This window comes from Bifidobacterium sp. A11 (assembly GCF_000499185.1).
Taxonomy (GTDB): Bacteria; Actinomycetota; Actinomycetes; order Actinomycetales; family Bifidobacteriaceae; genus Bombiscardovia; species Bombiscardovia mizhiensis.
In genome coordinates, this window is the sequence record NZ_AWUO01000001.1 from 564,899 (window position 1) to 579,849 (window position 14,951).

13 protein-coding genes are annotated in these 14,951 nt (G+C 57.0%); 9 read left to right on the plus strand and 4 right to left on the minus strand.

Going from position 1 to position 14,951, the window contains the following annotated elements; genetic code table 11:
* The first annotated feature begins 208 nt into the window (after nt 1-208).
* From P273_RS0102460 to P273_RS0102485, 6 genes are all read left to right on the plus strand, one after another.
* Nucleotides 209-1,660 carry a sugar porter family MFS transporter gene (locus P273_RS0102460; RefSeq protein WP_024626906.1) on the plus strand — a complete coding sequence of 484 codons (1,452 nt, stop codon included), beginning with the start codon at nt 209-211 and terminating at the stop codon, nt 1,658-1,660.
* Between the two features lie 14 nt (nt 1,661-1,674).
* On the plus strand, nt 1,675-2,556 hold the full coding sequence (gene iolB, locus P273_RS0102465; protein ID WP_024626907.1) for a 5-deoxy-glucuronate isomerase: 882 nt from the start codon (nt 1,675-1,677) through the stop codon (nt 2,554-2,556).
* Between the two features lie 66 nt (nt 2,557-2,622).
* Nucleotides 2,623-3,732: an alcohol dehydrogenase catalytic domain-containing protein gene (locus P273_RS0102470; protein WP_024626908.1), complete on the plus strand. Its 1,110-nt coding sequence runs from the start codon at nt 2,623-2,625 to the stop codon at nt 3,730-3,732.
* Between the two features lie 55 nt (nt 3,733-3,787).
* Nucleotides 3,788-5,251 carry an NAD-dependent succinate-semialdehyde dehydrogenase gene (locus tag P273_RS0102475; protein ID WP_029676041.1) on the plus strand — a complete coding sequence of 488 codons (1,464 nt, stop codon included), beginning with the start codon at nt 3,788-3,790 and terminating at the stop codon, nt 5,249-5,251.
* Between the two features lie 239 nt (nt 5,252-5,490).
* Nucleotides 5,491-6,918 (plus strand): sugar porter family MFS transporter, encoded by a 1,428-nt coding sequence (locus P273_RS0102480; RefSeq protein ID WP_024626910.1) that lies wholly within the window; start codon nt 5,491-5,493, stop codon nt 6,916-6,918.
* A gap of 49 nt (nt 6,919-6,967) precedes the next feature.
* Nucleotides 6,968-7,852 carry a sugar phosphate isomerase/epimerase gene (locus tag P273_RS0102485; RefSeq protein WP_024626911.1) on the plus strand — a complete coding sequence of 295 codons (885 nt, stop codon included), beginning with the start codon at nt 6,968-6,970 and terminating at the stop codon, nt 7,850-7,852.
* A gap of 113 nt (nt 7,853-7,965) precedes the next feature.
* Here the strand turns inward: P273_RS0102485 and P273_RS0102490 are convergent, their stop codons facing one another.
* The 4 genes from P273_RS0102490 to P273_RS0102505 form a co-directional block, all read right to left on the minus strand.
* Nucleotides 7,966-8,253: a putative quinol monooxygenase gene (locus P273_RS0102490; protein WP_024626912.1), complete on the minus strand. Its 288-nt coding sequence runs from the start codon at nt 8,251-8,253 to the stop codon at nt 7,966-7,968.
* Nucleotides 8,254-8,488: 235 nt separating this feature from the next.
* On the minus strand, nt 8,489-9,430 hold the full coding sequence (locus P273_RS0102495) for a TIM barrel protein (protein WP_029676043.1): 942 nt from the start codon (nt 9,428-9,430) through the stop codon (nt 8,489-8,491).
* Between the two features lie 9 nt (nt 9,431-9,439).
* Entirely contained in the window at nt 9,440-10,459 is a 1,020-nt protein-coding gene (locus P273_RS0102500; protein ID WP_024626914.1) for a Gfo/Idh/MocA family protein, read from the minus strand.
* A 201-nt stretch (nt 10,460-10,660) separates the two neighbouring features.
* Nucleotides 10,661-11,551, minus strand: a complete 891-nt coding sequence (locus tag P273_RS0102505) for an AraC family transcriptional regulator (protein WP_024626915.1) — start codon at nt 11,549-11,551, stop codon at nt 10,661-10,663.
* A 372-nt stretch (nt 11,552-11,923) separates the two neighbouring features.
* On the opposite strand from P273_RS0102505, the gene P273_RS0102510 reads away from it, so the two are divergent.
* The 3 genes from P273_RS0102510 to P273_RS0102520 all read left to right on the plus strand — a co-directional run bounded on the left by P273_RS0102510 (nt 11,924) and on the right by P273_RS0102520 (nt 14,870).
* Complete coding sequence (locus P273_RS0102510) at nt 11,924-12,976, plus strand: 3-isopropylmalate dehydrogenase (RefSeq protein WP_024626916.1); 1,053 nt, start codon at nt 11,924-11,926, stop codon at nt 12,974-12,976.
* Between the two features lie 142 nt (nt 12,977-13,118).
* Nucleotides 13,119-13,988, plus strand: a complete 870-nt coding sequence (locus P273_RS0102515; protein ID WP_024626917.1) for a sugar phosphate isomerase/epimerase family protein — start codon at nt 13,119-13,121, stop codon at nt 13,986-13,988.
* A 93-nt stretch (nt 13,989-14,081) separates the two neighbouring features.
* Nucleotides 14,082-14,870 carry a sulfite exporter TauE/SafE family protein gene (locus P273_RS0102520; RefSeq protein ID WP_024626918.1) on the plus strand — a complete coding sequence of 263 codons (789 nt, stop codon included), beginning with the start codon at nt 14,082-14,084 and terminating at the stop codon, nt 14,868-14,870.
* Nucleotides 14,871-14,951: the final 81 nt, after the last annotated feature.

Genomic DNA, 14,951 nt, shown 5'->3' on the forward strand with positions numbered 1-14,951 from the left:
GACAGCCACTGACGCGGAAATGATCGCCAGCCTAGAGAGGAGGTTGAACCAGAATGGGGCGTTCTTAGAAAATGACTTGGAATCTTATAAATACTTGCAGACCTGTCAGGATCACTCCAGGAAACTGCATAGCGGTGACTTACAACTGAGAACAACCAATGTCTGGAGACAGAGTCGTGCCAGACAATATCAGCTGAAAGGAATGGCCATGTCGTCATTTGAAACGCTGGCTAAAGCCGAGAGCCCCGCTGAGCTATCCAGACGCCGCACCCATTACACCCGGCTGATGGTATGCCTGGGACTGTGCGCAGGGGGGCTGTATGGATACACGCTGACAGCCTTATCCGGCGCACTGATAACCATGAACATAGGATCAGGCCAGCTGGGTCGTCCCACCGACTTCGAACAAGGGCTCATCACCTCGGCAATGCTGCTGAGCGCAGCAGTGGGCGCCTTTGCCGGCGGAAACCTAAACAACCGCCTAGGGCCGAAAAAGATGATCCTGACCGGTGCAGTACTGGCAATTCCCGGTGCCGCAATCTGCGCTCTAACGCCCAGTATTCTCATCCTCTGCCTGGGCAGGGTCATTCTCGGCCTGGCGATCGGCTTCACATCGACCATCGTCCCCATTTATCTGGGGGAGATGACCAGAGCTGCCAACAGGGGGCGCATAGTCTCGGTCAATTCAGTCATGATCGTGGTCGGACAGCTCCTGGCCGTATCAGTCAATGCCATCTTGACACAGATGGGCATCGGCTGGAGGGCCATGCTATGGGCGGCCGTCGTTCCAGGCATCCTGCTCCTGCTGATAGCCTTCGTCATCAAGGACAGCCCGGATTACCTGATTCGGCACGGTCTGCAGGATCAGGCCATCCAGCTCCTGGCGGAGACCCGCGACCTTCCTGAAGCCGAACAGACCTTCAAATCACTTTCCCAGGCCCACGAAAACAGCAGTCAAACCGCCGCCCAGAAGAATTCCGACAGCAGTTTTTCGACACCATGGCTGCGGAGGGTGCTGATTATAGGCATCGGTCTGGCCCTGATCAACCAGCTCAGCGGGCAGAATATGGTCAATTACTACGCGCCCACTATTTTCACCAAGACCCTGGGCTTCGCACCATCCATGTCCATACTGGCCACGGTACCTGTCATTTTGGTCTCCGCCATCGCTGCCACAATAGGCGGCCTGGGATTCATCGACAGCATCAACCGGCGAACCATTCTGACTGTTGGCCTGACCGGCACGATTATTTTCCTGGTCGCCATTGGCATCAGCTATCGCTTTATCGATCCCTCAAGCAGTTCCCGCACTGCCTCCTGGGTCATGATCGCCATGATGATGATCTATCTGGTGTTTGTGCAAGGCATGGTAGCGCCGGTCACATGGCTCTTGATGGCGGAGGTCTTTCCCATCAGCGTCCGCGGCAAGGGCATGGGATACGCCAACATAGCGCTCAATTTGGCCAACTTCCTCTTGTCGCTGATCTTCCCGCTCTTGCTCAACGGCCTGGGAGGCTCGGGAACCTACCTGCTGTTCGCCCTTATCAACATCGGATGCCTGGTGTTTGCGGTCACCATGATTCCTGAGACCAGAGGGAAGAGTCTGGAGGAGATTGAGGCCGAAGAGCGCGCCCTGGGGCAGCGGAAGTCAAAGAATTGAATAAAGGAGACAAGATGACTCAATGGGTATATCCAAACGGCAGCGCGGCCAAAGGCGATTGGGAGGTGAGTCTGGGAGCCTCAGACTCGCAACCCGTCCCAGGTTGGCAATACACCGGCATCAGGGTCGCCAACCCCCGGAAAAACCAGGTTCTTACCCTGCCTGCAGCAGATGAGGAACGCCTGGTTGTCCCCCTCTGCCAAGGATTCGATGTCAGGACACCGGATGGTCTTTATCATCTGCGCGGACGCCAAAACGTCTTCACGGCACCGACAGATGTCGTTTACGTAGGCACCGGAACGCCCTTGGAGATATATGCCCCATCGGGTGGACGGGTCGCCGTCGCATCAGCGCCTGCCGGCAGACACTACCCTGACCAGCTGGTCCGGGCGGAAGACAACGAAACCGTCCTCCGGGGCAATGGGCCCACCTCCAGGCAGGCCCGAAACTTCGGCATGATGAACAACATCGAAGCCGAGCGGCTGCTGGTATGCGAGGTCATCACTCCCAGCGGGAGCTGGTCCTCCTACCCCGTCCACAAACATGACCAGAACAATGACCATGAGACCGCTCTTGAGGAAATCTACTACTTCCAGATGAGGGCGCTGCCGGGTGCCCCCGACCAGGCCCAGCCCTTGGCCTACCAGGGAGCCAGCACAGCCGACGAACGGCCTCTGAATATTATGACCGAAGTGCATCCCGGCGATACAGTGCTCATCCCCTACGGCTGGCATGGCCCCTCCATCGCCGCCCCCGGATATGACCTTTACTATCTGAATGTGATGGGCGGCGGCGGACAGCGCGACTGGAAGGTTACCATCCGCGAAGATCAGACTTGGATCAATCAAGCACTGCAGAGTCAGCCCCGCAATGAGCGGCTGCCCATGACCGACTAAAGCGGCCCGGATCGCGGCTTTTTCTTGCAAGAGAACAACTCCAACCACCAATAAGGAGAACACCATATGGACATCACCGGCGCTGTGCTGAGGACGATGGGTACGCCAGCCCCTTATGCGCGGACCAGACCGCTGTCTATCGAACACCTTGAGCTGGATCCTCCCCAACAGGACGAGATATTGGTCAAGGTCACCGCTTCCGGCATCTGCCACTCGGACCTATCGGTCGTCAATGGCAGCAGACCAAGACCCATGCCGATGCTGCTGGGCCATGAGACTACAGGCATCGTGCAAGCCTTAGGACCTGGGGTTGAGGACTTGAAGGTCGGACAGCACGTCACCCTGGCCTTTCTGCCTCGCTGCGGCAAGTGTGCCAACTGCCTGACCGGAGGCCGGCTGCCCTGTACTCCTGGCTCGCAGGCCAACCAGGCCGGCACCCTGATGAACGGCGGCATTCGCATCCACAAGGGCCCGGAACGGATATACCACCACGTAGGCGTCTCCGGCTTCGCCACCTATGCCGTCGTCGACCGACGCTCAGCAGTGCCCGTCCCAGAGGAACTTCCCCCTGCCATAGCAGCGGTCCTGGGTTGCGCCGTCCTCACTGGCGGGGGCGCCGTACTCAACGCCGCCGACCCCCAGGATGGTCAGGATGTCATGGTGGTCGGACTGGGCGGAGTCGGCATGAGTGCCCTGCTGACGGCTGCAGCACTGGGCCGAGGCCGTGTCATAGGGGTGGACCGCAACAAGGATAAGTTCGACGATGCCTTGGGCATGGGAGCCACCGATGTCTACACGGTTGACGAAGCCCTAAGCAAGGGCATCAAAGCGCCGATCGTCATCGAGGCAGCCGGTGCGCCAGGGGTTCTGGATCAGGCCTTCGAACTGACAGACATTGGTGGCAAAACCATCACGGTAGGGTTCCCTGATCCCTCCGTCAGAGCGTCGCTGTCATCCAGCGTCATCACCGGTGAGGCACGAACCGTCATCGGCAGCTACCTTGGATCGGCTGTTCCCGCTCAAGACATACCCAGATATGCCCGGCTATGGCTGGACGGCAAGCTGCCAGTAGAAAAACTCATCAGCAATCACATCAGGCTTGACGACATCAACGAAGCCATGGACGACCTTGACAGGGGCCAGGCCCTGCGGCAAATCATTGAATTCGACTCATGAGCCAAGACACAAACCGTACTAGCACCGCCTACGCCTTGATGAGAAAGGACACACAGTGAAGTGGACAAAGGAAATCGACACAGTGCTGCCAGAGGCACCCAACAGCCTGTTTATCAATGGGCAATGGAGGAAATCCCGGACGGGAAGAACATTCGCCGTTGACAACCCATCAACCGGCGAACGCCTGTTCGAACTAGCTGATGCAGGGGCTGAGGATGCCATAGATGCCCTGGATGCTGCAAGCTCCAGCGCCGAAAGCTGGGCAGCCTCCACACCCGTCGAGCGCCGGAACCTGCTCGACAGCAGCTATGAGGCGGTCATGGACAACAAGAAGCTCTTTGCCGAGCTCATGACCAAGGAAATGGGCAAGACATACAAGGAAGCCTTAGGCGAGGTCGATTATGGGGCCGGCTTCCTCAAGTGGTTTGCTGAAGAGGCCATGCGCTCATATGGACGGACCTTCCACCTGCCCGACGGCCGCAAGGGCCTGGTGACCCACGATCCCGTGGGCCCCTGCTATCTGGTGACGCCCTGGAACTTCCCCCTGGCTATGGCCACACGGAAAATCGGCCCGGCGCTGGCAGCCGGTGACACCATGATCGTCAAGCCCGCCGGTTTGACGCCACTGACGACACTGGCCATGGTCGAGGTCCTCCGCCAAGCCGGCGTACCCGATGGAGTAGTCAACGTCATTACTTCAGAGCACTCCCCCGAAATATCCGATGCGCTCTTCGCCGACCGCCGACTGCGGAAGATCAGTTTCACAGGCTCCACCACGGTTGGCAAGACCCTGATGAAGCAGGCCGCCGACCAGGTTCTGCGCACATCCATGGAGCTGGGCGGCAACGCCCCCTTCCTGGTCTTCGACGATGCAGACATCGATCAGGCAGTCCAAGGGGTCATGATGGCCAAGTTCCGCAACAACGGCCAGGCCTGCACCTCCGCCAACAGAATTCTCGTCCAAGACGGCATAGCCGATGAATTCGTCGACAAGCTTCAGCGTGCGGTCAGCGCTCTGAAAGTCGGGGACGGCATGGACCCCTCCACGGATATCGGGCCGCTTATCAACAAGAAGGCAGTAAACCGCATGGAGCGCATCGTCAAAGATGCCGTAGATGCCGGGGCCGACCTGCTGGCTGGCGGCCATCGCTCCGATCTCGGCGAGTGCTTCTTCCAGCCCACCCTTCTGAACCACGTGCCGCGGGAGTGTGAAGTCTTCCGCGAGGAGATTTTCGGCCCTGTGCTGCCTATCTCCCGCTTCAGCAGCGACGAAGAAGGGATGAATGCAGCCAATGACACCATCTATGGTCTGGCCGCCTATGCCTACACCAGCTCGATCAAGCGCAGCGAGTGGGTCCAGGGCCATGCTCAAGCCGGCGTGCTGGCCATCAACTCCGGTGTCCTCTCCGACGCCTCAGTGCCTTTCGGAGGTGTCAAGCAGTCCGGTATGGGCCGTGAGGGCGGCAGCGAAGGCATCTACGAGTATCTGACCACCAAGTACACGCTCCTTATCCCCTGATCGTCTGCAAGACTGACCATCTTCCTTCCACAGAAGCGAGCGCCAACCATCAATGTTTTGGCTGGTGCTCGTTTCTTGTTGTTTCGCAAACGCGCACATCTGATATCAGTATTTATAGAAAACACCTCTCCCCCTCATTCGGATGCCCAAGCTTCCTTAGGCTTAAAGCAGTCAGATCCGCCGCCGATAACGATGTCGGAGCATTGGATACGGCATCATGCCAACTTGGAGGAACACTCATGTCCACCACCTATAGGGAGATCAGCCGAAACCTCGACATAGAGAAGCTGGCCGCCAATCGGCCGCGATACTCCAGACTCATGATCGCTCTGGGCATTTTCGGAGGCGGCCTGTATGGCTACACGACCGTGGTCCTATCGGGGGCCCTGGTCACCATGAACTTTCACGGACTGGGACTCAGCGCCTTCCAACAGGGAGTTCTGACAGCAGGGCTCCTCCTGGGCGCCGCCGTGGGATCCTTCCTGGGAGGCTCGTTGGCCGACCGTTACGGCCGGAAGAAAATGATCATTACCGGTTCCTGCATCTCGCTGCTGGCCTGCGCGGCTTGCGCACTGGCGAGCGACTTCTCCTTCTTCCTCATTGCCAGAATCTCAGTCGGACTGGGTGTTGGATTCACCTCCTGCGTGGTTCCCATGGCCATCGGCGAGCTGGCTTCGGCAGACAAACGTGGCCGACTGGTGTCTGTCAACTCGGTGATGATCAATATCGCTCAGCTCCTGGCTACCTGTGTCAACGCCGTTTTGGCCAAGGTCGCCGACTGGCATGCCATGCTCTGGGCCAGTGTGGTGCCCGCGCTTTGCCTGGTCGTCATCGCCTTTCTTATTCATGACACACCCAACTACTTCATTCGCCATGGCATGGACGATCAGGCCGTGCGCGTCCTGCTTTCTACACGCGACGAACAGGAAGCCCAGCAGACCTATGAATCCATGCAGGCCAGTCTCACCTCCTCCAGCCAAGACGACTCCCGGCATGCCAAGAAGGAGAGCTTCTCCACGCCTTGGCTCCGCCGGGTGCTCATTGTCGGCATCGGCCTGGCCGTCATGCAGCAGTTCTCCGGAGTCAACGCCATCAACTTCTTTGCCCCCACCATCTTCTCGACCACGCTGGGATTCGGCTCCACCGATTCAGTCATCGCCATGGTGCCGGTCATGCTGGTCTCGGCCATAGCTGCCGTAGTATTCGGCCTGATTCTGATCGACAAGATCGATCGCAGAACCGACTTGCTGATAGGCACGGCCGGCGTGACCGTATTCTTGACCGCTATCGGCATCTGCTACCTCTTCATTCATGGGGGCAACACCAGCAAGGCTATGTCCTGGACCTTGATCGCCATCATGATGATTTACCTGCTCTTCGCCCAAGGAAGCATGGCACCCGTCACCTGGCTGATGATCGCCGAAATCTTCCCTACTGCAGTCAGGGGCCAAGGGATGGCATATGCCAATATCGCCGTCAACACCTCCAGCTTCATACTGACCTTGATTTTCCCGGTCATGCTCGAAAAACTCGGCGGCGCGGGCTCCTTCTTCGTCTTCGCATTGATCAACGCGGGCGCCTTCCTTTTCACCAAGGCCCTGGTTCCGGAGACACGCGGCAAAACCTTGGCGCAGATAGAAACGGAAGCCCGACAACGCGTCAAGTGATGCCAAAGACAACGACAGGAACTGCAAAACAACTATCAGGAGGGGTGACATGGCTCTCATCAGCATGAATCAGACCGTGACCATGTACGGCAACGTACGAACCGATATACGTCTGGCCAAGGAGGCAGGCTACGACGGCATTGATCTGCAGACGCCCAAACTCTATCGTTACCTGGACAAAGGGTTCACTACAAAGAGCCTGCTGCCTCTGCTTGACGGACTCGCAGTCAGCGACATCGGATCGATACAGGACATCGAGCGGGAGGGATCCGCTGCCAGGGATCTAATGGACGAGGTGCGACGCATGTGCCAGATAGCCTCTGAACTGGGAGCCCAGTACATTCAACTGTGCACAGGACCCGGACGGTGGGAGGTGGTCGAGGACTATGCTGCGGGCAGGCTGGCCGATGATGACCCCCGATACCGAGGCTTCCTAGGCCGTGATGAGGCAGAGATGATCCGCGTTACCGCCCAAAACGTCCAAGAGGCTGCAGACATCGCAGCCGACTTCAATCTGGGCATCTACCTGGAGCCCTTGGCCTGGGCTCCGTTGAACCGCTGCAGGCAGATATTGGAGGTCATCGATCAGGCTTCCAGACCCAACATCGGTTTGGCTGTGGACACCTGGCAGTTCTATTCGGCTGGGGACACGCCTGACGACGTCCGTGCTTTGCCGGCAGATCTGATCAAGGCCGTTCACGTCTCTGACGGACTGGCTCTGACTGCCGGCAAGGATGTAGCCAACATGGGCATCTACCGCAACACCATGATCGGAGGCGGCGTCATCCCCCTGCAGGAATGGCTGGATGCGGTGAAATCCACTGGTTTCGACGGCTGGTACTGCCCTGAGATCTTCTCCGACAGGGCCAGCGAAGAGGATATGGCGACCATGGCCACCCTCACCCGGCAGACCATAGCCAGCTTGCTCTACTGAAACTGCAACTAAACAGCCCGGCCCCGGTAAGATCTTCAGCATTCCAGATCTTACCGGACCGGGCTGTTCTCTATGAGATCATCCGTCTATGGGATATCATCAGCGTGCGGCAATCAGACCAACTGCCTACTGATGATGTCCTGAACACCTTCCTCGGTCAGATTGCACATCTTGGGGAAAAGCGTTTTGAAATGTTGGCTCTGGCAGTGGGCTTCGTGGCTGTCAGGAGTGGGCCAGAACTCGATGAAGGCAAATTCGTTGTGATTATCCACTCGCTGAACAAAGTGGTAGCCGCCGCATTGTGGCTCAGCGGCTGACTTACGAGCGAGCTCAGTCATCACATTCAGAAATTCGTCCATGTTCTCGTCCTTGACATGAACTGTTGCGTAAATGACTTCCATGACTTTTTCTCCCTTTCAGGCAAACACATCCGCACGCCAGATATTGCGGTTTGCGGCATACGACGACCGTTAGAAAATTGGCCAGTGGAGGGGGCTATCGGTTCGACGGAACCCTTGGCTGCGAACGCCCAGATCGCCGCACCGCTTCACCCCTGGCCCCATGAAGACGAAAAGCCGGTGTCCGACAACATTTACTACGCATCGCCAGACACCGACCCCGTTCACACTTTCAGGATCAGAGAGTACCCAGGCCGCAGGAAGCGAGGTACTCGCGGGTCTTGATCGCATTCGGCAGAGGGAAGGAGGGATCGGCAGGATAGAGGTCCTGCTCACAGATCACATACATCTCCTTGTCCAAGTCAGCCAAGGCGTCGACCAGCTCCTGCATATCAGGTTCGCCGGCTGGGGGCGTCACTGATGCGCCACGGGCGACCGCCTCGCCGAAGGGCCAATCCTTCTCATGGGCTTCCTTGACCAAAGCCGGGTCGAAAGCCTTGATATGAACGTAAGTAATCCTGTCAGGGTACTTCCTGACCATCTCGACAGGATCACCGCCACCGTATACGATATGGCCGGTATCCAGGCACAGATTTACATATTCAGGATCCGTGTTCTCGAAGATCCTGGCGATCTCCTCGGGGGTTTCGATATGAGAATCACCATGAGGATGCAGGACCATCTTCAACCCATAGTCCTCCTTCATGATCTTGCCCAGCTTGTTGGCATTGGTAATGTAGGTGTTCCAAGCCTCCGGGGACAGGACGCGGTCATCAGTCCACTCCCAGGTCTTGTCATCGCGGTAGAGCGGCGGCAGATGCACGATGTACTCTGCGCCGACAGCGGCATGAGTCTCGGCGATCTCGCGGAAGTGCCGCTCGGTCTCTGGCCACTGTTCCGGCTTATGCAGGACTCCCCAGCTGGTTCCCGCCACCACCTTCATGCCGTATTCGTCAGTCCAGGCCTTCAGCTCCTTGGGATCCTTAGGGAAGTAGCCCCAGGGGCCTGTTTCAAGAATCTCAAATCCAGCCTCAGCCATTTCCTTCATTGCCTGACGGGGAGGGATCTGTTTTTCATCATTGTCAAACCAGACACCCCACTGGTCCGGGCATACGCCGATGGACAGCTTGGAGTATTTGGGATCCTTCAGATTGCGCGCCTTGCCCTTATTGTTCATCATGATCGCGCCTTACTGCTCTTGGAAGAAGGACGGAGTCTCGGGCAGCTCGATCTTCTTGCGGACGCCACCCTCGTCACGAGAAGCGAAGAGCGCATCGCAGGTCACACAGGCGATGAGACCATCCCAGGAGGTGGGGCCGGTCAGCTGGTCGGCATTGATGCCGTCTACGAAGGCCTGCATCTCGCGGTCATAGGCTTCCTTGAAACGCACGGTGAAGTCATCGGGAATGGACTCGCGCTCAGACTCAGCCACCTTGACGATGGTGTTCTGCGGAGCGTGCAGAGCGATCTCGCCCTCCTCGCAGACAACGCGGCAGTTGATGTCGTAACCCATGTGGTTGCAGACAAAGACCTCCAGATCAATGTGGACGCCGGACTTGGTGTCCATCTCGATGATCTGCGGATCGTGCAGTCCCTTGTGGGTGTGGCGGGTCTGCTTCTTGGGCAGGAAGCAGAAGACCGAGTCGTAGTCCTCGCCCAGCAGCCAGTGCAGCACGTCCACCTCATGGATGGCGGTCTCCACAATGGCCATATCGGAGTTGTAGTTCAGCGGGGTGTCCTCGTTGCGGTGGGCGCAATGAATCAGCAGGGGCTCACCGTAGGTCTTGTTCTGAATGGCCTGCTTGATCTCCTGGTAGCCCTGATCGAAGCGGCGCATGAAGCCCACCTGAACCAGACGCTTGCCTCCGGCGATCTCGGCATCGACCACACGACGACAGCCGGCAGCGGAGGTGGTCAGCGGCTTCTCGCTGAGCACATACTTCTTCTGCTTGATAGCCTCGAGAACAAACTGCTCGTGGGTCTCATGGGGCAGGGTTGCCACCACGACTGCGTCAATGTCCGGAGAGTCGATCAGGTCCTGGCCGGTCTCGTAAACCTTGGCCCCATACAGATCGGCCATCTTCTGAGCCCGTTCCGGAATCAGATCGCAGACGCCGGCGAGAGTGGCACCGTTGATTCTGGTCGAAAGACGCTTGGCATGGTCAGAACCCATGGTTCCAACACCGATGATTCCAATACGTAGTGTCATCTTCGTTCACTTTCCCTTGTCGATGTAATTGCTATCGCTGTAATTACTGTGTTATTGAGGGAGCTGCACTGCGTCCCTCTCATTGCATCGTAGGGTGGCATGCACTCCCCGACTGCTGCCAATCCACCGGGAAAACATCTTTTCTTATCTTCCCTGCAGAAATCTGAATATTGGGCACGGCCATTTCAGAAAACCTGCAAACTATGAAAAATTCCGCCGAAACTCAGAAGGCGAGACTCCAACAAGCTTCTTGAAGGAGGATGAGAAGTGCGAGCTTACCGTGAATCCGCACTCCTTGGTGATCTGGGCGATGGGGATCTTGCTGGTCGTCAGCAGGTATTTGGCATGCGAGATCCGGCATTCCAGGACGAATTGATGCACGCCCATGTCCAAATGCCGTTTAAAAGCATGGGAGAGCTGTGACTCGCTCGTATTCAGAATCTTGCTCAGCGCGTGTATGGATACATCCGAGTCGAAGTGCCTATTGATGTAGCGTATGGCCGCCGACAGATCCGGGGGTACATTGTCGTCATAATGCACCTCCAGGCTCTCATCGACTCGGCGAGTGAGCAGCACCAACACATGTTCCAAACGGCGGTGGAGCAACTCGTCCAGCTGTCTTCGCGACAGCGACACATCCCCGGAGCGCATCTGCTCAAGTATCGAGATGAGTTCATCCCCGGCATCCTGAGAATCCGTGAACAAAGGACCGTTGACATCCTGCAGATAGTCAGCGTATGCCTGTACGCCGTTGCCTTGAAAATGCAGGTATGAGAATCGCGTCAGCCCGCTCGCCCGGTAATCATTATGGTTTTTGCAGTCCAGCAAAACAACGTCTCCCGCGTGAGCAGTAAAGGCATCACCCTCATAGACATATTCAAGACTGCCCGACTCAATGAAGAACAGCAGAAACGAGTTCATATACTCACGTTTGCAGGCATAGTCCGAATTGACCCGGTATGTCCCGCCCCACAGCGGGTGGAGGAAGACGGCGCGCGCCAGCCTTCCTGCGTCATTTATCTGTATGGCTTTCTTCCCCAGAATGCCGGATTCATCCACCGGTATCCACTTTTTATAATCCTTAGGTGTCATATCCCACGATCCCCTTTACTCGCATCCTTGCCAGTTCAGGTCCATGAATTGTGCTTTTGTTGTTTTAGTCCATTCAATCGCATTGTTGAGATCTTGTCTGCCCCGTGTCACCTTACCCGGGCGTCACCCAAGGACTGATACACATGGGGTAGCAGAAGGTACGGGCATTCAGCCTACTGCCGGTTGAATGATCCGATATATCGTCATGTTATGCAGCTATTGGACAGACCTCTACCTACTTTGATAAGAAAATCAAGGTAATGGCGAATTTTCCATACAATTATGCAGATATTGATATAAAAATCCTATATATCGGTCTTTTTATGGGTTTCTCGATTGTCTTTCCGGCAGGTAGTCGTTAACATGAAGGGCATGAATACACAAACATCAAAGAGGATATTGGACATCGCAGTCATTCCCGGTGACGGGATTGGCCGCGAAATCGTTCCGGTCGCCCAAGCTGTACTCAAGGAAGCCGTCGGCGACAGCGTCTCCTTTAACTACACCGACTATGATCTGGGCGCAGATCGCTACCTGCGTGACGGTACCCTCATCACCGATGACCAACTCAAGGATATGGACCAAAAGGATGCCATCCTCCTGGGGGCAGTCGGCGATCCACGAGTCAAGTCAGGGATTCTGGAGCGCGGCCTGCTGCTCAAGCTCCGCTTCGCATTTGACCAGGCCATCAACATGCGGCCGTCCAAACTCTACCCCGGCGTCAAGTCCCCATTGGCCGATCCTGGCGACATCGACTTCGTTGTCATCAGAGAAGGCACGGAAGGACTGTATTCCGGCATGGGTGGTCTGTTGCGCATGGGCACGGAACATGCCATAGCGACCGAGACCTCGATGAACACCGAATTCGGCATCGAAAGGGCAGTGAGGTTTGCCTTCGAACTGGCTCGCAAGCGCGGAGGTAAGAAGCACGTAACCATGGTCAACAAGACCAACGTGCTCTACTATGCCGGCCAACTCTGGCTGTGGGTCATGGACAAGGTCGGCAAGGAGTACCCCGACGTGACCTATGACTACCTGCATGCCGACGCCTGCACCATATTCCTGGTCACCGATCCCTCCCGGTTCGACGTGATTGTGACCGACAACCTCTTCGGCGATATCATCACCGACGAGGCCGGCGCAGTTGTGGGCGGAATCGGCTATTCGGCATCAGCCAACATCAATGTGACCGACGAGCATCCCTCCATGTTCGAGCCCATCCACGGATCGGCCCCCGATATCGCAGGCAAAGGCATAGCCAACCCTTCAGCCACGATTCTGTCCACAGCCCTGCTCCTGCAGCACTTCGGATATGACGAAGCGGCCGCCCGAATCGAACGAGCCGTGGAAGCGGATGCCGAGGAGAATTCCTCACGCAAACGGAGCACTGATCAAATCGGCCAGGACATTATTGCAAGACTCTAAATAACCTACATACCTGTAAGCGATCTTGGAGGCCTGACACCCTGGTCTCCAGGATCGCTTGCCTACCCTGTCCGCAGCGAGGATGCCGACGAACAGGACGAATTAGGGGCATCCATAAGTTCCGACAACGAGGTTAGACAATATGAAAATCGCATTGGATCCCACACCATTCCATCCTGACCTGCCCTTCCTGGATCTGCCCAAGGCGGTAGCGGACGCAGGCTATAAGTACATGCAGCTGGCCCCTCACGATGCCTTCCTACCGTTTTATGTGCACCCTAAGGCGGACGACGAATTAGTCAAGGACTTCGCAGCCGCCCTGAAGAAGGCGCATGTTGAGCTGTGCTCGCTGCTGCCGGTCTACAGGACCTCCTGGCCCGACGAGCGCGAGCGGCAGACAGCCGTGCGCAATTGGAAGCGGGCCATCGAAATCGCAGCTCTGCTGGACGTGCACGTCATCAACAGCGAATTCAGCGGCATACCAGAGCGCTATGAGGAGTCCGAGGCTGCCTTCTACGCGACCATGGAGGAGATACTGCCCCTGCTGGAGCGGGAAGGCATCCGCATCAACTTCGACCCGCATCCCTACGATTTCGTAGAGAACGGCATTGATGCACTGAGGATTACCAGAGGCCTCAACAGCCCGCTGGTCGGCGCGGTCTACGTAGCTCCTCACACCTTCCACTACGGCAACAATGTGGACGGGATCACCGCCTTGGCCGGCAAACGGCTCAGGACGGTCTATATTTCGGACAGCTATGACCATCATCGTTCCCACGATCTGCGTTATATAGCCAACCCCCCGGGGACCAACGCCCGCGTTCACCAGCATCTGAAGGTGGGCGACGGCGATGTGGACTTCAAGGCCCTGTTCGCCGCACTGAAGAAGAACGGGTTCCTGGACCGGGAGGATTCCATCATCGTCTCCAACGTATTCGCCGAGGACGAGACCGCTCACGAAACGTCCGTCTACCAGCGTGAAACCATAGAACGCCTGGTGGCGGAAGCCTGAACGCAACTGCCTGTTTCTTCAGGAGTTGCCATGTCGGCCGGCACTGAATGTGACGCAGTGTCGGCCGACTCATCTTCTTATAAGGAGCCTAGCATGAACCTCTGGCTGATCATCGGTTTGGGGGCGGCTGCTGTCCTGATCGGCCTGGATAAGTCGTTGATACCTGGCTCGGCCATCCTGGCAGTGGCCGCTCTGGCATCGCTGATGCCCGCCAAAGAAGCCACCGAGCTGACGCTGATCATGGCCATCGTCGCCGATTGGACCGCCATCTGGGCCTACCGGCATGACATCGTGCTGGCATCCCTGTTTAGACTCTTGCCCACTGTGACCATAGGCATCCTCGCCGGTGTCTGGTTCTTGTATCACGCTGACAACGACGCGACCAAAAAGACCATAGGGATCATACTTGCCTGTTTCGTTGCGCTCTACTTCCTCTCACGCATAGGGACCGCGCTGAAAACACGACACGGCGGCAAGAGCGAAGCCTCACCAAACGAAACCACAGACAAGAGCAAACAGAAGCAGTGGACAAGCGTGGCCTTCCACATGTTCTGCGGCGTTCTGGCGGGTTTTACCACCATGGTAGCCAATGCAGGAGGTCCGGTTACAACCGTGTATTTCAGCAGCGAGCGGCTGCCCGTCAAGCAATTCCTTGGCACCACGGCAGCCTTCTATCTGGTGGTGAACCTGGTGAAGCTGCCTTTTGCAGTCGGGCTGAATACGATAAACAGGGAAGTTGCGCTTGCCTTCCTATGCGTTCTCCCGCTCACACTGCTCGCCGTCATCTGCGGCAGGCTGATCGCCGGTCATGTCAACCAAAAAGCGTTTTCTGCGGCAATATACTTCTTCGCAGTCATCGCCGTCATCGGTCTTCTGGTATGAAAAGGCGCCATTATGGCAACAATACTGATTCCTGCACAAAAATTGGCAGAATGCTCCCAATCTCGGCAAAGACCCAAGACG